General features: G+C 65.1%; 19 protein-coding genes. 16 read left to right on the top strand and 3 right to left on the bottom strand.

Annotated features, from left to right (window positions below):
* Window positions 1-36 precede the first annotated feature (36 nt).
* Both hslU and J8I26_RS10825 read left to right on the top strand, forming a co-directional pair.
* A complete protein-coding gene (gene hslU, locus J8I26_RS10830; protein ID WP_209606978.1) occupies window positions 37-1,383 on the top strand; it encodes an ATP-dependent protease ATPase subunit HslU in 1,347 nt (448 codons plus the stop codon).
* 20 nt (window positions 1,384-1,403) lie between these two features.
* Complete coding sequence (locus tag J8I26_RS10825; RefSeq protein WP_209606976.1) at window positions 1,404-1,613, top strand: hypothetical protein; 210 nt, start codon at window positions 1,404-1,406, stop codon at window positions 1,611-1,613.
* A 130-nt stretch (window positions 1,614-1,743) separates the two neighbouring features.
* On the opposite strand, the gene J8I26_RS10820 is transcribed toward J8I26_RS10825, so the two are convergent.
* The 3 genes from J8I26_RS10820 to cyaY all read right to left on the bottom strand — a co-directional run bounded on the left by J8I26_RS10820 (window position 1,744) and on the right by cyaY (window position 5,079).
* On the bottom strand, window positions 1,744-3,888 hold the full coding sequence (locus J8I26_RS10820; protein WP_209606974.1) for a TonB-dependent siderophore receptor: 2,145 nt from the start codon (window positions 3,886-3,888) through the stop codon (window positions 1,744-1,746).
* 272 nt (window positions 3,889-4,160) lie between these two features.
* Window positions 4,161-4,631 carry a type II secretion system major pseudopilin GspG gene (gene gspG, locus J8I26_RS10815; RefSeq protein WP_209606972.1) on the bottom strand — a complete coding sequence of 157 codons (471 nt, stop codon included), beginning with the start codon at window positions 4,629-4,631 and terminating at the stop codon, window positions 4,161-4,163.
* 115 nt (window positions 4,632-4,746) lie between these two features.
* Window positions 4,747-5,079, bottom strand: a complete 333-nt coding sequence (gene cyaY / locus J8I26_RS10810) for an iron donor protein CyaY (protein ID WP_209606970.1) — start codon at window positions 5,077-5,079, stop codon at window positions 4,747-4,749.
* 49 nt (window positions 5,080-5,128) lie between these two features.
* Between cyaY and J8I26_RS10805 the strand changes: the two genes are divergently transcribed.
* From J8I26_RS10805 to nudB, 14 genes are all read left to right on the top strand, one after another.
* Window positions 5,129-5,341: a lipoprotein gene (locus tag J8I26_RS10805; RefSeq protein ID WP_209606967.1), complete on the top strand. Its 213-nt coding sequence runs from the start codon at window positions 5,129-5,131 to the stop codon at window positions 5,339-5,341.
* Window positions 5,342-5,409: 68 nt separating this feature from the next.
* Window positions 5,410-6,693, top strand: a complete 1,284-nt coding sequence (gene lysA / locus J8I26_RS10800; protein WP_209606965.1) for a diaminopimelate decarboxylase — start codon at window positions 5,410-5,412, stop codon at window positions 6,691-6,693.
* Window positions 6,694-6,998: 305 nt separating this feature from the next.
* Window positions 6,999-7,910 carry a phage tail protein gene (locus J8I26_RS10795; protein ID WP_209606963.1) on the top strand — a complete coding sequence of 304 codons (912 nt, stop codon included), beginning with the start codon at window positions 6,999-7,001 and terminating at the stop codon, window positions 7,908-7,910.
* A gap of 309 nt (window positions 7,911-8,219) precedes the next feature.
* Window positions 8,220-9,677, top strand: coding sequence for a sodium:solute symporter family protein (locus J8I26_RS10790; RefSeq protein ID WP_209606962.1), 1,458 nt, complete (start codon window positions 8,220-8,222; stop codon window positions 9,675-9,677).
* 270 nt (window positions 9,678-9,947) lie between these two features.
* Window positions 9,948-10,718, top strand: a complete 771-nt coding sequence (otsB, locus tag J8I26_RS10785) for a trehalose-phosphatase (RefSeq protein ID WP_209606959.1) — start codon at window positions 9,948-9,950, stop codon at window positions 10,716-10,718.
* A gap of 99 nt (window positions 10,719-10,817) precedes the next feature.
* Entirely contained in the window at window positions 10,818-12,707 is a 1,890-nt protein-coding gene (locus J8I26_RS10780; RefSeq protein ID WP_209606957.1) for a glycoside hydrolase family 15 protein, read from the top strand.
* Window positions 12,707-14,101 (top strand): alpha,alpha-trehalose-phosphate synthase (UDP-forming), encoded by a 1,395-nt coding sequence (otsA, locus tag J8I26_RS10775; RefSeq protein WP_209606955.1) that lies wholly within the window; start codon window positions 12,707-12,709, stop codon window positions 14,099-14,101. The genes J8I26_RS10780 and otsA overlap by 1 nt, the downstream gene beginning before the upstream one ends.
* 191 nt (window positions 14,102-14,292) lie before the next feature.
* Window positions 14,293-14,664: an FmdB family zinc ribbon protein gene (locus J8I26_RS10770; protein ID WP_209607017.1), complete on the top strand. Its 372-nt coding sequence runs from the start codon at window positions 14,293-14,295 to the stop codon at window positions 14,662-14,664.
* Between the two features lie 15 nt (window positions 14,665-14,679).
* Complete coding sequence (locus J8I26_RS10765) at window positions 14,680-15,315, top strand: DUF502 domain-containing protein (protein ID WP_209606953.1); 636 nt, start codon at window positions 14,680-14,682, stop codon at window positions 15,313-15,315.
* A gap of 103 nt (window positions 15,316-15,418) precedes the next feature.
* Window positions 15,419-17,224 (top strand): aspartate--tRNA ligase, encoded by a 1,806-nt coding sequence (gene aspS, locus J8I26_RS10760; RefSeq protein WP_209606951.1) that lies wholly within the window; start codon window positions 15,419-15,421, stop codon window positions 17,222-17,224.
* A gap of 248 nt (window positions 17,225-17,472) precedes the next feature.
* Complete coding sequence (locus tag J8I26_RS10755) at window positions 17,473-18,774, top strand: MFS transporter (protein ID WP_209606949.1); 1,302 nt, start codon at window positions 17,473-17,475, stop codon at window positions 18,772-18,774.
* Between the two features lie 8 nt (window positions 18,775-18,782).
* Window positions 18,783-20,015, top strand: a complete 1,233-nt coding sequence (locus J8I26_RS10750) for an amidohydrolase family protein (protein ID WP_209606947.1) — start codon at window positions 18,783-18,785, stop codon at window positions 20,013-20,015.
* A 94-nt stretch (window positions 20,016-20,109) separates the two neighbouring features.
* Complete coding sequence (locus tag J8I26_RS10745) at window positions 20,110-21,012, top strand: LysR substrate-binding domain-containing protein (protein ID WP_209606945.1); 903 nt, start codon at window positions 20,110-20,112, stop codon at window positions 21,010-21,012.
* Window positions 21,013-21,115: 103 nt separating this feature from the next.
* Window positions 21,116-21,619 carry a dihydroneopterin triphosphate diphosphatase gene (gene nudB, locus J8I26_RS10740; protein WP_209606943.1) on the top strand — a complete coding sequence of 168 codons (504 nt, stop codon included), beginning with the start codon at window positions 21,116-21,118 and terminating at the stop codon, window positions 21,617-21,619.
* The last annotated feature ends 29 nt before the right edge of the window (window positions 21,620-21,648 follow it).

Below are 21,648 nucleotides of genomic sequence, written 5' to 3'. Positions count from 1 at the left end.
CCGGCAGCAACGTCAAGAGAATATCGGAACACAGCCATGAACATGACCCCCAAAGAGATCGTCTCGGAACTCGACAAGCACGTCGTCGGCCAGGGCCGCGCCAAGCGCGCAGTGGCCATTGCGCTGCGCAACCGCTGGCGCCGCCAGCAGATCGACGAGCCGCTGCGCCACGAGATCACGCCCAAGAACATCCTGATGATCGGCCCCACCGGCGTGGGCAAGACCGAGATCGCGCGCCGCCTGGCCAAGCTGGCCGACGCGCCTTTCATCAAGATCGAAGCAACCAAGTTCACCGAAGTCGGCTATGTCGGCCGTGACGTCGACACCATCATCCGCGACCTGATCGACATCGGCGTCAAGCAGACCCGCGAGCAGGAAACGCGCAAGGTGCGCGCCCGCGCCGAAGACGCCGCCGAAGACCGCATCCTCGACATCCTGCTGCCGCCGGCGCGCGATTTCGGCTTCACACCGGACGCCAACAACGGCGGCGAGAAGGACGACAAGAACACCACCCGCCAGACCTTCCGCAAGCGCCTGCGCGAAGGCGCGCTGGATGACCGCGAGATCGAGCTGGAGCTGGCCGAAGGTTCGGCCGCCATGGAAATCATGGCGCCGCCGGGCATGGAAGAGATGACCGAGCAGATCAAGTCGATGTTCTCGGGCCTGGGCAACCAGCGCAAGAAGGCGCGCAAGGTCAAGATCAAGGAAGCGATGAAGCTCTTGATCGAGGAAGAAGCCGGCAAGCTGGTCAACGAGGAAGAGCTCAAGCAGAAGGCGATCGCCAACGTCGAGCAGAACGGAATCGTGTTCCTGGACGAGATCGACAAGATCGCCACCCGCTCGCAGAACGGCGGCGCCGACGTCTCGCGCGCCGGCGTGCAGCGCGACCTGCTGCCGCTGGTGGAAGGCACGACGGTCAACACCAAGTACGGCATGATCAAGACCGACCACATCTTGTTCATCGCCTCGGGTGCGTTCCACCTGTCCAAACCGTCGGACCTGATCCCCGAGCTGCAGGGCCGCTTCCCGATCCGCGTCGAGCTGGACTCGCTGTCGATCGCCGACTTCGAGCGCATCCTGACCGGCACCGACGCCTGCCTGACCAAGCAGTACGAGGCGCTGCTGTCGACCGAGGGCGTGAAGATCGAGTTCGCCGACAGCGGCATCAAGCGCCTGGCGGAGATCTCCTATTCGGTCAACGAGAAGACCGAGAACATCGGCGCGCGTCGCCTGTACACGGTGATGGAAAAGCTGCTGGAAGAGATCTCCTTCACGGCCGGCGAATCCGGCGCCGACAACGCGCTGACCATCGACGACGCCTATGTCAACGAGCGCCTGGGCGAGCTGGCGATCAACGAAGACTTGTCGCGTTACGTGCTGTAAGGCGCAGGGAGCACGGTGCGATGGCCAACAAGGGACTGGCGACGCGGCAGAAGTTGAGTTTTCGGGTCGAGCCGTCGCAACGCGCCGCCAAGCCGCGCAACCCGGTGGCCGTCGCCGCGCAGCAGCGCGCCGGCGGCGCCGGGCCGCATCGCAAGAGCGAGTCGGGCCAGCGGCAGCAGTTGAAGTCCGAGCTGTTGAAAAAGCTCACAGGCAAGGGTGACGACAAGTAGCTGCGTCATCGCAGCCGGGCGTGTGATGCGGTGATCCGTGCTCACTCGACGGTACAAAGAAAAACCTCCGCAGGATTGCTCCTGCGGAGGTTTTTTTACGGCCTCAAGAGATGTCGTTCTACTGCGGCAATTACATGTGATAGCGCAGCGTCAGCGCGAAGCTGCGCGGCGCGCCCGGCAGGCTCAGGTTGGGGCTGGAGCCGTGGCCGGAGACGATGTAGTTGGTATTGAAGATGTTGCCGACGTTGAACTGGATATCGTACTTGGCGGTGCGATAGGCCGCCATGGCATCGGCCGTGACGTAGCCCGGCAGCAGCACGGTGTTGCCCGGGTTGGCTGCGCGCGCGGCTACCGCGTTGGCGCCGCCGCCGACGGTGAATCCGCTGCCCAGGTCCTTGGTCAGCCACAGGTTGGCGCTGTGCTTGGGCGTGAGCGTGGCGTTCTTGCCTTTGACCGGGACGTTGCCTGTGCCCGGCGCGCTCGTATCGAAGGCGGTGGAATCGATGATGGTGGCGTCCAGATAGGCGTAGCCGGCCATCACTTTCCAGCCGCCCTTGAGGTCGCCGCTCAGCGTGAACTCGGCGCCGTCGGTGCGCTGCTTGCCCACCGGGATCAGGCGGTTGTTGTTGGTCGGGTCGGTGGTCTTGATGTTGTCGCGCTCCAGACGAAACACCGAGATGGTGGCGCTCGCGCGGCCGTCGAGGAAGTCGTACTTGGCGCCCACCTCGGTGTTGCGGGTGGTCTCGGGCGACAAGTCTGCGTTGTTGACGGCCAGAGCGAAGTTCTCGCCCGACGGCTGGAAGGATTTGCTCAGAGAAGCGTAGTAGGACTGGGTCTCTGTGGGTTGCCACACCAGGCCCACGCGCGGGCTGAAAGCGGTATCGGTGCGCGCCAGGCTGCCGGGGGCGGTGCCGCCGACGATGCGCGCCTTCTGCTCGAAGCTGTCATAGCGGACGCCAACCAGCGCCTTCCATTGGTCGCTGAAGGCGATGTTGTCCTGCAGGTAGCCGCCGAAGGTGTTGTAAGTGCCGTAGGTAGTGGTCAGCGCGCCCAGCACGTTGGGGTTCACGAACGGCAGCACCGGGTTGAAGATCGAGACGGCAGGGAGCGGCGAACCGGTGCCGGCAACGGGTACGCCGGCATAGGTGTAGGCATCCTTGCTCTGGCTGCCGAACTCGACGCCGTACAGGATTTCGTGCTTCATGCCACCCAGTTGCAGCTTCTGCGTCAGCTCGCTCTGGTTGAACCAGCCGTTCTCGTCACGCACCAGCTTGGAGTGAGCCAGGTTCATCGTCTGGTTGGTTTCGTTGACGTTGCCGCTGATGTTGGTCGGGTTGCGGTTCAGGTGGTAGTCGTAGTAGCGGAAGTTGTTGCGGAACGACAGCGATTCGTTGATCCGGTGCGAGAACACGGCCGAGGTCGACATCACGCGCGACTGCACGAAGTCGGAGGCGCGCGCGTTGGCCGCCCCGTAGTAGGTGCCCGGATCGACGCTGACCGGGCGGCCCTTGTACGACGGAATGCCGAAGTCCATTACGCGGCGGTCCTCCAGATAGTCCGCCTGCAGCAGCAACTTGGTGTCGGCCGAGAATTTCAGCTCCATCGACGGTGCGAAGGCTGTGCGGTCAATGAATTGCTGGGCGCGGAAGCTGTCGCCACGCTCCACCGCGCCGGTCAGGCGCCAGGACACCACGCCGTCGCCGGCGCCGCGGCCCAGATCCAGCTCGGCGCGGCGGCCGGCGGTGCTGTTGGCGGTAAAGCTGACGTCGGAGACGTCGATGCCCGGCTTCTTGGTCACACGATTGATCAGGCCGCCCGAGGAGCCGCGGCCGTACAGCACGGCGGCGGGGCCCTTGATCACTTCCACGGTCTCAACGTTGGACAGGTCGCGGAAGTACAGCGCGTCGTCGCGGAAGCCGTCGACGAACTGGTCGCCGATGGCGGTGAAGCCGCGGATGAAGACCTGGTCACGCTGGCCGTCGCCAGTCGACAGACCCAGGCCCGGCACGTTCTTCAGCACGTCCTGCATCGACAGCGCGCCCTGGTCCTTGATCACCTGGGCCGGCACCACGTTGATGGTCTGCGGGATGTCGCGCAGCGGGGCTTCGGTCTTGGTGCCGGAGACGGCGGTGGGCGCGATGTAGCTGTCATTGGCGCGCGAGCCGCTGACCTCGACCTGAGGCAGGTTTTGTGCGACGGCGTGGGAAACGAAGGCAGGAGCCACGGAGAAGGCGGCGAGCACGGCCAGGCAGCCGGGCTTGAGGCGGAACGTCATGGGGCGGGGGACTTTCTTTTTGATTAATGGGAATTGTTTTTATTTATATTTAATCATTATCTGTAAATAAATGTAAGGAATTTGCGAGTTTGTGCGCAAGAACAACAGGCCGGACTTGCCGGACAAGTTCGGCCATGGCAATTGCGGCGAAATGAGATATGCGAGTGAGGGAAGGATTCTTCCCGCGCGGCAGGAACGAGGGTGCGCGTTTTCCCGCGCAGGCGCGCAGGAAATCGTGAACAGGACGGGAGAGGGTTTGGGAAGGGAGGCGCTTAGTGCAGACGAATCACGTGGGCGTCGTCGTCGCCGCCGCCGGCCGGGCCGGCTTCACCGAAGGAGAACAGCTGGAAGCTGTCGCCGTCTTCGGCGGCGTCGTATTGATAGCTGTTGCCCCAGGGGTCGCGCGGCAGGCGCTCGACGTAGCCGCCGATCTGCCAGCCGTTGGCCACCGGTCCGCGCGCGGGCTTGATCACCAGCGCCAGCAGGCCTTGCTGCGTGCTCGGGTAGCGGCCGTTGTCCTTGCGGTAGCGCTCCAGGCCGTCGCCGATGGCGCGCATGTCGGCCTCGGCGGCGCGCGCTTGCGGGCTGTGGTCGTGGGAGATGCGTGCGACCAGCTTCGGCAGGCCCAGTGCGACCGCCACCGCCAGCACCGTCAGCACGAGGATCCAGCGCAGGCGCGCCAGTCCGCGTTGCAGGAACAGGAAGGCGGGATGACGCCGGGAGGGCAGTAGGGAACGACGCATGGGTGCAGCTGGCTTCAAATCGGCTGAGGGAAATTGGAAAACACGCAAGTATAAGCGGCATCAGCGCCGCGCCGGCCAAAATGCGGCCTGCGGCGCAGGGCGCAGGATGGCGCGCTCAGGGCTGCAGGCTGACTTGCACGCCGCCCTGCTTGCTGACGATTTCCGACAGCGCCGCGTACAGCTCGGAGCCGTCGCGGGTGTTCAGCCAGCGCTGGCCGTCGTAGCGGTAGTGGAAGCCGCCCGAGCGCGCCGCCACCCACATCTCTTTCATGGGGGCCTGGCTGTTGATGATGATCTTGGAGCCGTCGCTGATGCATTCGACTTCCAGGACATTGCCGCTGCGGCTGCATTCGACGTCCAGGTCGGTCTCGTCGCAGGTCTTTTCCAGCACGGCTTCAATGGTCGACAGGGTGGCGTCGGCCAGGTCCAGGAATTCCGATTCCGTCATGCTAAACTCCAAGTCATTCTAAGATTTCGATGTAATCCGCCATTTTATCGTGAAGTCACATTATTCTCTCGCTCGCCGCACAGCCGCGTTGGCGGCCTGCGCATCGATTCTGCTGCTGGCCGGTTGCGGCCAGAAGGGGCCTTTGTTCATGCCCAAGGTCCCGCCCGATCCGCTGGCGCAGACCTCGCCCAAACCGGCCATGTCCAAACCTGGCGCCGCCGATGCTGATGCCGAGTCCAAACCGGCGCCCGCCTCGAAGTAAGCAAGCGCTTCAAGCCGACCTGGCGCGCCGGGCCGGCCCCGACCAACAGATTCGTAGCCCCGACTTCCATGTCCCATTTTTCCTATCGCAACGGCGTGCTGCACGCCGAACAAGTGTCGCTGCAGGCGCTGGCCTCCCAATACGGCACGCCGCTCTACGTCTATTCCAAGGCCGCCCTGGTCGAGAATTTCTCGGCCTATGCCGACGCATGCCGCAAGGCCGGGCGCGGCGATGAAGGCGCGCTGGTGTGCTATTCGGTCAAATCCAACTCCAACCTGGCGGTGCTGAACCTGCTGGGCCAGCAGGGCTCGGGCTTCGACATTGTCTCCGGCGGCGAGCTGCTGCGCGTGGTGGCCGCTGGCGGCGACGCCCGCAAAGTGATCTTCTCGGGCGTGGGCAAGGGCCGCGACGAGATGAAGCTGGCGCTGGAGCACGACATCCTGTGCTTCAACGTCGAGTCCATCCCCGAGGTGGCGCGCCTGAACGAAGTTGCCGGTGAAATGGGCAAGCGCGCGCGCATCTCGCTGCGCGTAAATCCCAACGTCGACGCCAAGACCCACCCCTACATCTCCACCGGCCTGAAGGAAAACAAGTTCGGCGTGGCCTATGAAGACGCGCTGAACTGCTACCGCACCGCCGCTGCGCTGCCCAATATCGAAGTGGTCGGCATCGACTGCCACATCGGCTCGCAGCTGCTGGACGATTCGCCGCTGCTCGAAGCGCTGGACAAGGTGATCGACATGGTCGACGCGCTGGAAGCCGAAGGCATCCATATCCACCACCTCGACATCGGCGGCGGCATCGGTATCCGCTATGACGACGAGCAGCCGGTCGCCGTAGGCGACTACCTGGCGCGCGTGTTCGCCCGCGTCGACGCGTGGCGCAAGCAAAAGTACGGCGGCCGCCAGATCCAGGTGATGTTCGAGCCGGGCCGTTCCATCGTCGGCAACGCCGGCGTGCTGCTGACCGAAGTGCAATACCTGAAGCACGGCGAGACCAAGAATTTCGCAGTGGTCGACGCCGCCATGAACGACCTGATGCGTCCGGCCATGTACGAAGCCTGGCACGGCGTGAAGGCGGTCAAGGAAGGCGCCGACGGCGCCCAGGTCTATGACGTGGTCGGCCCGGTGTGCGAGTCCGGGGACTGGCTGGCGCGCGGGCGCGAGCTGGCCATCGAGCAGGGCGACCTGCTGGCCTTCGCCTCGGCCGGCGCCTACGGCATGACCATGGCCTCCAACTACAACACCCGCGGTCGCGCCGCCGAAGTGTTAGTGGACGGCGTGCGTGCACATCTGGTCCGCAAGCGTGAAAATCCGTCCGACCTGTTCGCACTGGAAAGCATCGTCAAGTGATGTGACCAGTTGATGCTTTGGCAGCACGGCAGCCCCGGCAACGCGGCTGCCGTTTTGTTTTTGTTTGCAGCCCGGCAACTCCCGTCCACGCTGGGATACAGAAATTTCACCGCAAGCACATTCTTTGATTTTCCTTTCAGAAATTTGAGCGCAGAATAGCTTTCCGTCGAAAAAAATACGCCCGAAGAATAAACGCTGAAAAAGCGACCACGGAGACCGGGTAGCCAGACAATCAGACGAGAGGAAAGGTATCCGTTTCCGCCGGGACGGCGGTCAGCATCAGCAGTGCAATACAGGGGAAGGTAATGGAGGTCCTGCATCGCCCAGGGGAAGATCGCAGCAAGCGTGCCGCGTCGACGGCCGCCGGCTCCACCGCGCTCGCCGCCCCCGCTCTCGAAGAAAACATCATCGCCGACGACGAGCTGGAAATTCGTGCGTCGCACATCACCGCAGCCGCCGTTGCCGCCGCCTCGGTGACGGCCGCCGTGGTGACCGAAGCCGCAGCCGCGGCTGCCACCGATGCTTCCGGCATCGCCGCCGTCACCGTGGCAGCGCTGCCGCCGTCACCATCGCCGAAGATCCAGCCGCAACCCGCCGTCGTCGAACTGGAGCTGCCGCCCGGCGCGCCGAATGCCGCAGCGTCGGCGCGCGCCGCCTGGCCGGTGTCCTTGCTGACCCTGGTCGTGATCGGCCTGGCCTTGTGGTGGAGCGCGCAATGGCCGTGGCCGCAGCGCGCGCTCAAGCCCATCGTCAGTGAGCTGCCCTCGCTGCGCAAGACCATCATCGCGCCGGTCGTCCCCGCCGCGCCTGCGCCGCTCGCGACGGCACCGGCCGCCGAGGCGCCGCCGGTGCTGGACCAGATCGCCGTCCTGCAGGAAGAGGCGGAAGAAAAAGCTCGCCAGCTGGCGCAAAAGCGCGCCGCCGCCGACGCCCGTCACCGTCGCGAGGACGCCGTACTGGCCCAGCGCGAACTGCGTCGCCGTGAGGCCGAGGCGCAACTGGCCGACGCCCGCGCCAAGGCCGAGCGCGCCCAGGCCGCCGCACTGACGCAGCCGGAAATCATCGAGGTGGCGCCAGCGCCCTCGCTGGCCGACCAGGTCAAGCAATGCAGCGCCTTGTCGTTGTTCGCCCGCGAGAGCTGCTTGTGGAAGCTGTGCAACGGGCAGTGGGGCAAGAACGGCTGCCCGTCCTATGAGCGCAACAGCGACGGCGCCTGAGGCCCGGCCGTTACGTCATCCCCGTCCGATATTTGAGCCAGCGGCCGCCGATGGGCGGCCGCGCTGCTTTGTGCATCGCCCTCTCCCGCTCGCCGTAGCCTTCTCCCGCCGCTTATTGTTTATTGCGTTTTCGCCGCCGCCGGCGGGAGCAATTCTTGCTTGCCGGTAAGGGCTGCGCCCGGCACTGTGGCCTGCGGCGGACAGGTGCGTAAATGTCTGGCCGCATGCGGCTTTGCGGGCCGAAGTTGCCGCTATAATGCGCGTTTTTCTTCTACCCCCTCAGGCCTCTGGCAAGGCAAGGAACAAGGCATGAATGCACTCCTCTGGTTCGTCGTCCTCTACTGGGTCATCTCGGTCGGCATCGGCTTGTACGCCACCAAATTCGTCAAGAGTTCGAAGGACTATGCCGTCGCCGGCCGCTCGCTGCCGATGTCGGTGGTGACCGCCACCGTGTTCGCCACCTGGTTCGGCTCCGAGGCGGTGCTGGGCGTGTCGTCGACCTTCCTGAAAGAAGGCATGGGCGGCATCGTGGCCGACCCCTTCGGCTCCTCGCTGTGCCTGATCCTGGTCGGCGTGTTCTTTGCCAAGAAGCTGTACCGCATGAACCTGCTGACCATCGGCGACTACTACAAGAAGCGCTACGGCCGCGCCGCCGAAATGCTGGTCACGGTCTGCATCGTGATCTCCTACCTGGGCTGGGTGGCGGCGCAGATCAAGGCGCTGGGCCTGGTGTTCAACGTGGTCTCGGGCGGCTACATCCCGATGCACTGGGGCATGATCATCGGCGCGGGCAGCGTGCTGATCTACACCCTGATGGGCGGCATGTGGGCGGTGGCGATCACCGACTTCCTGCAGATGATCATCGTGGTGGTCGGCATGTTCTACATCGGCTGGGAAGTCTCCGGCATGGTCGGCGGCCCCGGCGTGGTGATCCAGCATGCGGCCGAGGCCGGCAAGTTCAATTTCTGGCCCGAGGCCAACATCCGCGACGTCATGTGGTTCTTCGCCGCCTGGATCACGATGATGCTGGGCTCGATCCCGCAGCAGGACGTGTTCCAGCGCGTGATGTCGTCCAAGAACGAGACCGTGGCGCAAAACGCCTCCATCCTGGGCGGCGTGATCTACTTCTGCTTCGTGTTTATCCCCATCTTCCTGGCTTACTCGGCCACGCTGATCGACCCGGCCATGGTGTCGCGCCTGCTGGAGACCGACTCGCAGCTGGTGCTGCCGACCCTGATCATGGAAAAGATGCCGGTGTTCGCCCAGGTGATGTTCTTCGGCGCGCTGCTCTCCGCCATCAAGAGCTGCGCCAGCGCCACGCTGCTGGCGCCCTCGGTAACCTTCACCGAGAACGTGCTGAAGGAAATCCGCCCCTGGAAGAACGACCGCGAATTCCTGTTCTCCATGCGCGCAGTGGTGCTGGTGTTTACCGTGGGCGTGACCTCGCTGGCGTTGAATAGCCAGTCCAGCATCTACGAGATGGTCGAGAACGCCTACAAGGTGACCCTGGTGGCCGCCTTCGTGCCGCTGGCCTTCGGTGTCTACTGGAAGCGCGCCAGCCGCCAGGGCGCGCTGATGGCGATGGTGCTGGGCCTGTTGTCCTGGATCACGCTGGAATACACCGCCCCCGAAGGCTTCTGGCCGCCGCAGCTGGCCGGCCTGCTGTTCTCCATCGGCGGCATGGTGGTCGGTTCGCTGATGCCGCAGGTGCTGGCGCCGGTGCCGCCGATCCTGGCCAATGCGCCCGAGGGCAGCCCGCAGTCCTGATTCGGCAAGTCTTCGCAAGAACGGCCGCCCGGCATCGCCGCGCGGCCGTTTTTCTTTGGGCCGGCGAGTGCGCCCTGCAGGCGCGCGCGCATGGTGCAACAATGACCGGGCGGGATTCTTGCGCTTGGCCAGAAACTGCTGTGGCGGATGCTGTCAAAGCCAATCCGCACACCGGAATTTTCTCGAATTTCCGTTCTTGTTCGGTGATAAAACGCCAAGTTGTTTGATAAACAACCGGAACTTATTTGCTTTTCATCAACCTGAAAGACCATGACTGAGCAAACTCGCCACTACGATTTTGCTGCCGATGCGTTATTTCTGGACTTCGACGGCACCTTGGTCGATCTCGCGCCGCAACCCGAAGATATTGTGGTGCCGCCGGAACTGATCACGCTCTTGCAGCAACTACAACAAGAATCGGACGGAGCGCTGGCCATCGTCAGCGGGCGTCCCCTGGATCAACTCGACTTCTTTCTGGCGCCGTTGCGCCTGCCGATGGCGGGCGTGCACGGCGCCGAGCGGCGCACCGTCGACGGTCGCATCATCGAGCAGCCGGTGGCCGATGTGCACCACCTGCGCGAGCGCCTGCTGCCGCTGGTGAGCGCCCATCCCGACCTGCAGTTGGAGTTGAAGCGCGGCGCGTTGGCGCTGCACTACCGCCATGCGCCGCATCTGGAGCAACGCTGCATCGACACCATGCGCGAGGCGCTCAGGCATGAGCCCGGCTTCTCGATGCTTAACGGAAAGATGGTGGTCGAGGCCAAGCCGCACGTGAACAAGGGCGACGCCGTCGCCGCCTTCCTGAACGAGGCGCCGTTTCGCGGGCGGCGTCCGGTGTTCATCGGCGACGACGTCACCGACGAGGCCGGCTTCGCCGTGGTCCAGGCGCAGGCCGTGAACGGCCTCGGCATCAAGGTTGGCGCCGGCCCCAGCCAGGCCCGCGTACGCGTGGCCGATCCGGCCGCGGTGCGCGCCTTGCTGCGCCAGGCGCTGCCGGCCGGCCTGGCCGGTCACCGCACGCAGGCGGAAACCGCCGGCTGACGCCGCCGCATGTCGTTGAACGTCTAGGCCATTTGCCGCAGGTCTTCGCAGTACCCCGCCTTCCACCAAGAAATCTGATCGACAGAACACGAGGGAACCATGAGCCAGCCCAGCACCGATCCGCAACAGGAACCGCAACCCCAGCCGCACTCCCAGACCCAGCATTCCGAACAGCCGCACCTAGCGGCGCAACGGCACGACAATCCGTCCACCTCCTCGCTCGATTTGGGTGTGATCGGCAATTGCGCCTTCTCGGCGCTGGTCGACAAGATGGGACGCATCGTCTGGTGCTGCCTGCCGCGCTTTGACGGTGACCCGGTGTTCAACGCGCTGCTCGACCCCAGCGGCAACGGCAGCCTGTGGGCCTTCCAGCTGGAGAACTTCTCGCACAGCGAGCAGTGGTACGAGCCCAATACCGCGGTGCTGCGCACCCGCCTGTACGACACCCTGGGGCAGGGCGTGGAGATTACCGACTTCGCTCCGCGTTTCGCCAGCCGCGGCCGCTTTTTCCGGCCGTTGCAGTTGGTACGCCGCATTCATCCGCTCTCGGGCGCGCCGCGCATGCGCGTGATCCTGCGCCCCAAGTTCAACTGGGGCCGCGAAGAGCCGCTGGAAACGCGCGGCAGCAACCACATCCGCTTCGTCGGCGACGAGCAGACCCTGCGCCTGAACACCGACGCGCCGATCAGCTACATCGTCGACGAGACCGCCTTCGTGGTCAGCCGCCCGTACAACTTCATTCTCGGGCCGGACGAAACCCTGCATGCCGGCATCAACGACACCGCGCGCGATTTTGAGCAGGAAACGCTGGCCTACTGGCGCAACTGGAGCCGCGCGCTGGCCACGCCGCTGGAGTGGCAGGACGCGGTGATCCGCGCCGCCATCACGCTCAAGCTCTCGGTCTATGAGGATACCGGCGCCATCATCGCCGCCATGACCACCAGCGTGCCGGAGGCACCGGGCAGCCAGCGCAACTGGGACTATCGTTATTGCTGGCTGCGCGACGCCTTCTTCGTGGTGCGCGCGCTCAACAGCCTGTCCGAGCTGGGCACCATGGAAGACTACTTGCGCTGGATGACCAACGTGGTGGTGCGCTCGGCCGGCGGCCACGTGCAGCCGCTGTACGGCATCGGCCTGGAAGAGGCCCTGCCCGAGCAGATCCTCGACCACTTGCCCGGCTACCAGAACTTCGGCCCGGTGCGGGTGGGCAACCAGGCCTACGAACACTTCCAGCACGACGTCTACGGCAACATCGTGCTGGGCGCGGCGCAGGCCTTCCACGACATGCGCTTGCACCACCGCGCCGGCGCCGAGCACTTCCAGCATCTGGAGGCGGTCGGCGAGCGGGCCTACGAGGTCTACAACCAGCCCGACGCCGGCATGTGGGAGCTACGCACGCGCTCGCGCATCCACACCTCGTCGGCGTTGATGAGCTGGGCCGCCTGCGATCGCCTGGGCAAGATCGCCGCGCGGCTGGACCTGCCCGAACGCGCCAAATATTGGGGCGACCGCGCCAGGGAAATCGGCGACCGTATCCTGACCGAAGCCTGGAACGAGCAGCGCCAGGCGTATGCGGAAAGCTTCGGCGGGCGCGACCTCGACGCCAGCGTGCTGTTGATGGTGGAAGTCGGCCTGATCGCACCGACCGACCAACGCTTCATCTCCACCGTGGACGCGCTGGAGAAGTCGCTGTGCGACGGCCCCTACATGCGCCGCTACGAAGCGCCGGACGACTTCGGCCGGCCCGAGACCGCGTTCAACATCTGCACCTTCTGGCGCATCGATGCGCTGGCGCGCATCGGCCGCAAGGAGCAGGCGCGCGAGATCTTCAAGGCCATGCTCGACGCCCGCAACCACCTGGGCCTGCTCTCCGAAGACACTCATCCGGTCACGCGCCAGATGTGGGGCAACTTCCCGCAGACCTATTCGATGGTGGGCATTATCAACTGTGCGATGCGCTTGTCCGCATCATGGGAGGCGGTGATCTGATGGGTAGATTGGTCGTGGTATCGAACCGTCTGGCTGACCCGCGCAAACCTGCGGCGGGCGGCCTGGCGGTGGCGCTGGGCGAGACCTTGAAGCAGACCGGCGGCCTGTGGTTCGGCTGGAGCGGCAAGGTGGTCGAGAACGGCACGCCCGGCGAGGGCGAGCTGCGTGTGCACCAGGCCGGCAGCGTCACCCTGGCTGAACTCGACCTGAGCCAGGAAGACCACGACGCCTACTACCGCGGCTACGCCAACGGCGTGCTGTGGCCGGTATTCCATTACCGGCTGGACCTGGCGCATTTCGAGTCCGGCCACCTGGGCGGCTATCGCCGCGTGAACCAGCTGTTCGCGCGCAAGCTGTTTGCGCTGTTGAAGCGCGACGACATCGTCTGGATCCACGACTATCACCTGATCCCGCTGGCCGCCGAGCTGCGCGCCATGGGCTGCGAGGCGCGCATCGGCTTCTTCCTGCACATCCCGCTGCCGCCGCCGCCGATCCTGACGGCCATCCCCTCGCACGAATGGCTCATGCGCGCGCTGTTCGCCTATGATCTGGTGGGCTTCCAGAACCACGCCGACCTGCAGCACTTCGCGCAGTACGTGCAGGCTGAGGCGACCGCCGAGCCGGTCGGCGCCAATCAGTACCGCGCCTTCAACAGCACCGTGCACGCCGGCGCTTTCCCGATCGGCATCGACGTGGCCGACTTCCAACGCATGGGTAACGCCAAGGAGGCGCGCGACACCTATGAAAGCACCAAGGCCGAGTATTCGCGCCGGCGCCTGTTGATCGGGGTCGATCGGCTGGATTACTCCAAGGGCTTGCCGCAGCGTATCCGCGCCTTCCGCGAGCTGCTGCGCCTGTATCCGGAAAACCGTCACAGCGCCACGCTGTTGCAGATCGCCTCGCCCAGCCGGGAGGACGTGGAAGCCTACGGCGACATCCAGCGCGAGCTGGAGAGCCTGTGCGGCTCCATCAACGGCGACTTCGGCGACTTCGACTGGATGCCGATCCGCTACATCCACCGCACCGTGGCCCGCAAGCGCCTGCCGGGTTTGTACCGCGCCTGCGCGGTGGCGCTGGTCACGCCGCTGCGTGACGGCATGAACCTGGTGGCTAAGGAATTCGTCGCCGCCCAGGACGAGGACGACCCCGGCGTGCTGGTGCTGTCGCGCTTCGCCGGCGCGGCCGAACAGATGAGGCAGGCCCTGATCATCAACCCCTATGACACCCATGGCGCCGCCAATGTGATCCAGCAGGCGCTGCAGATGTCGCTGACGGAGCGGCGCGAACGGCATGCGGCGCTGATGGAAAATATTCGCCAATTCGACGTCCATTGGTGGTGCCGCGAATTCCTGGACACCCTGCAAGCGACGCGCGCAGCACCGGTTGGCGTCTGAGGCGGCGGGAGGGCCCCCGGGCATCGGTTCGCGCGGCGATTTGCCCGACGGCAAGCCGTCGGCAGCGCATTGTCAAAATGACCATTGCCGCCGGAAACCACAGCGTGGGGGCAAGTCGCCGCCGGGTTCGCGAAAAACGCGCCAAAAGCCTTTATAATTCAGGGTTTTGGAAGTTTTTTGCGGAGTTAGTCATGCCGATTTACGCGTATCGCTGCGAAGCGTGTGGTTTTGCCAAGGATGTCTTGCAAAAGATGTCCGACGATGCGTTGACCGTTTGCCCGTCCTGCAACAAGGATAGTTTCCGCAAGCAGCTCACCGCCGCTGGTTTCCAGCTAAAGGGCGCGGGCTGGTATGTGACCGATTTCCGCGGTAACGGCAGCGGCACCGCCAACAGCGTGGGCGCCACCGGCACCGGCCTGGCCGCCAGCGAAGGCTCCGGCGCCAACACGCCGCCTGCCAGCGCCCCCGCTGCGCCTGCAGCCGCTGCCCCTGCGCCGGCAGCAGCGCCCGCTGCCGCTCCCGCAGCGTCGACTTCCTCGACTTCCACCCCCAGCGCCAGCTGAGGCGTCCATCGACCCATGCGCAAATATTTCATTACCGGCCTGCTGATCCTGGTGCCCCTGGCGATTACGCTGTGGGTGCTCAACCTGATCATCAGCACCATGGACCAGTCCCTGCTGCTGCTGCCGCCGAGCTGGCGGCCGGAGGCGCTGCTGGGCTTCTACATCCCGGGCCTGGGCTCCATCCTCACGCTGCTGATCATCTTCCTGACCGGCCTGGCCGCGCGCAACTTCATCGGCCGCCAGATCGTGTCGGTGTGGGAAGGCCTGCTGACGCGCATCCCGGTGGTGAAGTCGATCTACTCCAGCGTCAAGCAGGTGTCGGACACGCTGTTCTCGTCCTCCGGCAACGCTTTTCGCAAGGCGGTGCTGATCCAGTATCCGCGCCAGGGCTCGTGGACCATCGCTTTCCTGACCGGCACCCCCGGCGGCGAGGTGAAGAACCACCTGCAGGGCGACTACATCAGCGTCTACGTGCCGACCACCCCGAACCCGACCTCGGGCTTCTTCCTGATGCTGCCGCGCGCGGAATCGATCGAGCTCGACATGTCGGTCGACGAGGCCCTGAAGTACATCGTCTCGATGGGCGTGGTGGCCCCCGAGATGGCGGCCGACAAGAAAATCATCACCGACGCGACGGCGGCCAATAATTGACGGGGCGGCCGGCGTCATCATCGCCGGCCAGCCCCGCCTTCGTCCCGCGTCCCCATCATCGAATCACGAATCAAACAAGAACACTGTCAACGGAATCAGAACCATGTCCATGCGAACCCAATACTGTGGCCTCACTACCGAGGCATTGCTCGGCCAAACCGTCAGCCTGTGCGGCTGGGTGCACCGTCGCCGCGATCACGGCGGCGTGATCTTCATCGACCTGCGCGACCGCGAAGGCCTGGTCCAGGTGGTGTGCGATCCGGACCGCGCCGAGGTGTTCAAGAACGCCGAATCGGTGCGCAACGAATTCTGCCTGCGCATCACCGGCGTGGTGCGCAGCCGTCCTGAAGGCACCGGCAACGCCAACCTGAAGTCGGGCAAGATCGAAGTGCTGTGCCACGAGCTGGAAGTGCTGAACCCGTCGGTCACGCCGCCGTTCCAGCTGGACGACGACAACCTGTCGGAAACCACCCGCCTGACCCACCGCGTGCTGGACCTGCGTCGCCCGCAGATGCAGAACAACCTGCGCCTGCGCTACAAGGTGGCGATGGAAGTGCGCAAGTTCCTGGACGAAAACGGCTTCATCGACATCGAAACCCCGATGCTGACCAAGTCGACTCCGGAAGGCGCCCGCGACTACCTGGTGCCCTCGCGCGTGAACGCCGGCGAATTCTTCGCCCTGCCGCAGTCGCCGCAGCTGTTCAAGCAGCTGCTGATGGTGGCCAACTTCGACCGCTACTACCAGATCACCAAGTGCTTCCGCGACGAAGACCTGCGCGCCGACCGTCAGCCTGAATTCACCCAGATCGACTGCGAGACCTCGTTCCTGACCGAGCAAGAGATCCGCGACCTGTTCGAAGGCATGATCCGCCTGGTGTTCAAGAAGGCGCTGGACGTCGAGCTGCCCAACCCGTTCCCGGTGATGGACTTCGCCACCGCCATGGGCATGTACGGTTCCGACAAGCCGGACATGCGCGTGAAGCTGGAGTTCACCGAACTGACCGACGTGATGAAGGACGTCGAGTTCAAGGTCTTCTCCGGCGCAGCCAACAGCGAAGGCGGCCGTGTGGTCGGCCTGCGCGTGCCGGGCGGCGCCGACATGCCGCGTTCGGAAATCGACGCCTATACCCAGTTCGTCGCCATCTACGGCGCCAAGGGCCTGGCTTACATCAAGGTCAACGAGAAGGCCAAGGGGCGCGACGGCCTGCAATCGCCGATCGTCAAGAACATCCATGACGCCGCCCTGGCTGCGATCATCGAGAAGACCGGCGCGCAGGACGGCGACCTGATCTTCTTCGGCGCCGACAAGGCCAAGGTGGTCAACGACGCCATCGGCGCGCTGCGCGTGAAGATCGGTCACAGCGAGTTCGGCAAGAAGAACGGCCTGTTCGAAGACCAATGGCGTCCGCTGTGGGTGGTCGACTTCCCGATGTTCGAATACGACGAAGACAACCAGCGCTGGGTCGCGCTGCACCACCCGTTCACCTCGCCCAAGGACGGTCACGAGGACTTCATCTCGACCAACCCGGGCGCCGCCATCGCCAAGGCCTACGACATGGTCCTGAACGGTTGGGAACTGGGCGGCGGTTCGGTGCGTATCCACCGCGCCGACGTGCAGAGCAAGGTGTTCCGCGCCCTGAAGATCGATGACGAGGAAGCGCGCCTGAAGTTCGGCTTCCTGCTGGACGCGCTGCAGTACGGCGCGCCTCCGCACGGCGGCATCGCCTTCGGCCTGGACCGTCTGGTCACCATGATGGCCGGCGCCGAGTCGATTCGCGACGTGATCGCCTTCCCCAAGACCCAGCGCGCGCAAGACCTGCTGACGCAGGCGCCGTCGCCGGTCGACGAGAAGCAGCTGCGCGAACTGCACATCCGCCTGCGCAATACCGAGCCGGCGGTCAAGGCCTGATCCTGACGGCCCGCTTCGCCTGAGAAGGGCGCATGCAGCGATGCATGCGCCTTTTTTCATGCCGGCTTCATCTGTGCGTGATGCCTGCACCGGCGGCGCTGCACGGCGCATATCGATATAAATCTTTTGCACATGCATGCGCAGCGATCATGGCGACATGCGCAGATATCATTTCCGGCTCGCTCGCAGCTCCCCCTATCATCGGACGCAAATACGCCTGTCCATGAAACGCATCAAAAGGGGAGAACATGCAAGCTAACACCGTACCGGCCGGCGGGATTCCGCAGGTCACCAGCAACCAGCGCCGGCGTGCCATCGTCGCCACCGTCATCGGCAACGGCCTTGAGTGGTTCGACTTCACCGTGTACAGCTTCTTCGCGGTCATCATCGCCAAGCTGTTCTTCCCGACCGGCAATGAGCTGACCTCGCTGCTGCTGGCGGTGGCCACCTTCGGCGTGGGTTTCTTCATGCGTCCGGTGGGTGGCATCCTGCTGGGCATCTACGCCGACCGCGTCGGGCGCAAGGCAGCGCTCTCGGTCACCATCCTGTTGATGGCGGTGGGCACCACCATCATCGGCCTGGCGCCGACCTATGAACAGATCGGCCTGTTCGCGCCGATGCTGATCGTCATCGCGCGCCTGCTGCAAGGCTTCTCGGCCGGCGGCGAGATGGGCAGCGCAACTGCCTTCCTGACCGAATACGCGCCGGTCAAAGAGCGCGCCTATTACTCCAGCTGGATCCAGGCCAGCATCGGCGTGGCCGTGCTGCTGGGCGCGGCGGTCGGCACCTTCGTCACCTCCAGCCTCGATCCTGAATCGCTGTCGAGCTGGGGCTGGCGCCTGCCGTTCCTGCTGGGCATCGTGATCGGCCCGGTCGGCTACTACATCCGTAACCACCTCGACGAAACCCCGGCCTTCCTGGAAGAAAAGGACAAGACTGACTCGCCGCTGAAGGAAGTGATCCGCAACTTCCCGCGCGAGACCTCGGCCAGCTTCTCGATGGTGATCCTGTGGACGGTCTGCACCTACGTGCTGCTGTTCTACATGCCGACCTACTCGATCAAGGTGCTGAAGCTGCCGCAGTCGACCGGCTTCATCGCCGGCATGGTGGGCGGCCTGTGCATCATGGTGTTCGCGCCCATCGTCGGCCGCCTGGCCGATCGCTTCGGTCGCCGCGTGTTCCTGTCGGGCTCCTCGCTGCTGATCCTGCTGCTGGCCTATCCCATGTTCGCCTACATCAACGTGACGCCGGGCCTGGGCTCGCTGCTGCTGTTCCAGCTGGTGTTCGGCGTGCTGATCGCAGCCTACACCGGCCCGATCCTGGCGGCGTTCTCCGAGCTGTTCCCGGCCAAGGTGCTGTCGACCGGCCTGTCGGTGGCCTACAACCTGGCCGTGACCATCTTCGGCGGCTTTGCTTCGTTCATCATCACCTGGTTCATCGCCACCACCGGCAGCGCCATGGCCCCGGCCTTCTACGTGATGATCGCCGCCGCCATCAGTTTCGTCGGCACGCGCTTCGTGCGCGAGCCCCAGTACCTGCAACAACATTGAGCACCGCTATGACCAAGATCCTCCTGCAGGGCGGCAACGTCCTCGATCCCGCGCTGGGCAGCCTGTTCCCGCGCCATGATGTCCTGATCGAAAAGGACCGCATCATCGACGTCTCGGCGACACCGCTGGACGTGCCCGACGCGCGTCGCATCAACGTCGCCGGCAAGACCGTCATGCCCGGCCTGATCGACTGCCACGTGCACGTGCTGGCCTCACTGGCCAACCTCGGCCTGAACGCGCTGCAGCCCGGCTCGCTGACTTCGATTCGCGCCTTGCCCATCGTCGAAGCCATGTTGAACCGCGGCTTCACCTCGGTGCGTGACGCCGGCGGCGCCGACTGGGGCCTGGCGCAGGCGATCGCCATCGGCCTGGTGCCGGGACCGCGCATCTTCCCGTCCGGCAAGGCGCTCTCGCAAACCGGCGGCCACGGCGACTTCCGCCCGCGTTCCGACGCGCTGGAGCCGTGCTCCTGCGCCTTCCGCGCCGGCGCCATCGCCCGCGTGGCCGACGGTGTGGATGCAGTGCGCCTGGCCGCGCGTGAAGAACTGCAAAAGGGCGCGACCCAGATCAAGATCATGGCCTCCGGCGGCGTGGCGTCGCCCACCGATCCGATCGGCAACACCCAGTACAGCGAAGACGAGATCCGCGCCATCGTGGCCGAGGCCGAAGCGGCCCAGACCTACGTGATGGCCCACGCTTACACCGGCCGCGCCATTTCGCGCGCGGTGCGTTGCGGGGTGCGCACCATCGAGCACGGCAACCTGGTCGACGCCGACGCCGCCAAGGTCATGCGTGAGCACGGCGCCTTCGTGGTGCCGACCCTGGTCACCTACGACTCGCTGGCGCGCGACGGCGCCCGCCTGGGCCTGCCGCCGGATTCGGTGGCCAAGATCGAGTCGGTGCGCCAGGCCGGCCGCGATTCGCTGCGCATCTACGCCGAGCACGGCGTGCAGATGGGCTTCGGCTCCGACCTGCTGGGCGAGATGCACCAGGACCAGTCGCACGAGTTCATCATCCGCGCCGAGATCCTGGGCAACCTGGAAACCATCCGCTCGGCCACCTCGGTCGCGGCCGCCATCCTGCAACGCGAAGGCGTGCTGGGTACGGTGCGCGCCGGCGCCCAGGCCGACCTGATCGTGGTCGACGGCAACCCGCTGCAAGACATCACGCTGCTGACCGGCCAGGGCGAGCACCTGTCGCTGGTGATGCAAGCCGGCCATATCCACCGCAGCCGCGCGTGATTCCTGCCCGCCGGGAGGATGTCGATTCCGCTCCCGGCGGGCATGCTTTTCGCTCTAACATTCGGCTATTACAGAGACATGTTGGAGCGCCTCCATGCGTATTTCACCGCTTCCCCCACTGCCATCCCTGATCGCCTTCGAGGCCGCCATGCGCCATGGCAGCTTCACGCGCGCGGCGACCGAACTGCACCTGACGCAAAGTGCGGTCAGCCGTCAGATCGCCCAGCTGGAACGCTTCCTCGGCAAGAAACTGTTCCTGCGCGAGCCGCGCGCATTGCGCCTGACGGTGAGCGGCCAGCGTTACGCCGAGCTGGTGCAGCGGCTGCTGGTGGATTGCGCCGAAGCCACGGAAGACGTGATGAAGCGCAAGGGCCACCAGGAGCTGACGGTGGCCTGTTCTTCCGGCGTGGCGGTGCTGTGGCTGACGCCGCGGCTGGCCAAGTTCCGCGCGCTGCATCCGGATTGCCAGCTGAGGCTGATCGTCAACGACAACCTGGCCTTCCTGTCGGAGACCGATTTCGACATGGGCATCTACTTCCTGCGCGACGGCCCGCCGGCCGGCATGGCGACGCGCCGCCTGTATGACGAGGAAGTGTTCCCGGTCTGCTCCCCGGCCTATCTGGCCGGACGCAGCCTGTCGCCGCGCGACCTGCCGCAGGAGACCTTGCTGATGCTGGAGGACGGCCAGCGCCAATGGATGTCGTGGCAGAACTGGCTGGGCCAGAACGGCATGGCCGATGTGCGCATCGAGCACCCCATCCTGTCCAATCAATATCCGGTGCTGCTGCAGCTGGCGCTGGAAGGCCACGGCATTGTGCTGGCCTGGCGCCACATGATCGATGCCTGCATCAATCAGGGCCTGCTGGTGCGCGCCTGCGAGGCCAGCGCCCGCCTGGGCGGGGGTTACTACGCCGTGTGGCCGCGCGATCGTATCGAGCACTCCGCCGCGCGCAGCTTCCGCACCTGGCTGGTGGCCGAGAGCGAAGCAGCCGCCTGAGCACGCCGGGTCTTGCTGCCGATACAATAGGGTTTTGCCGATGCGCCATCCTGGCGCGCGGCGCATTGCCCGAGATATTGTCTCCAGCACGATTGAGCCGCAGATGACGCAGACCAAGCCCTACAAGATCCCCGAATCGGTGCTGGTGGTGATCCACACCGCCCAGCGCGAAGTGCTGCTGATCGAGCGCGCCGACAAGCCCGGTTTCTGGCAGTCGGTGACCGGATCCAAGGACACGCCGGACGAAGCGCTGTCGGAAACCGCCCGACGCGAAGTGCAGGAAGAGACCGGCATCGTGGTCGCCGGGGCGGGCGTAGAATTTGATCAGGGTGCGGGCAAGCCCCTGCCGGCCGCCAACTTGCGCGACTGGCAACTTTCCAACATCTATGAGATCTATCCGGTCTGGCGGCACCGCTATGCGCCGGGCGTGACCAGGAACACCGAGCACGTCTTCGGCCTCCTGGTGCCGCGCGACATTACGATCACGCTGGCGCCGCGCGAGCATACGCGCTACGAATGGCTGCCGCTGCGCGAAGCGGCCGATCGCTGCTTTTCGCCCTCCAATGCCGAGGCCATCCTGCAGCTGCCGAGCTATATGGAGCGCTGAGGCGACGCTGCGGGCGCGCGCAAACGCCG

Origin of the sequence: Herbaspirillum sp. LeCh32-8, from assembly GCF_017814915.1 — a bacterium.
Lineage (GTDB): Bacteria > Pseudomonadota > Gammaproteobacteria > Burkholderiales > Burkholderiaceae_D > Herbaspirillum.
Note: the sequence above shows the minus strand (reverse complement) of the source record. Positions and strands in the feature narration are given on the sequence as shown.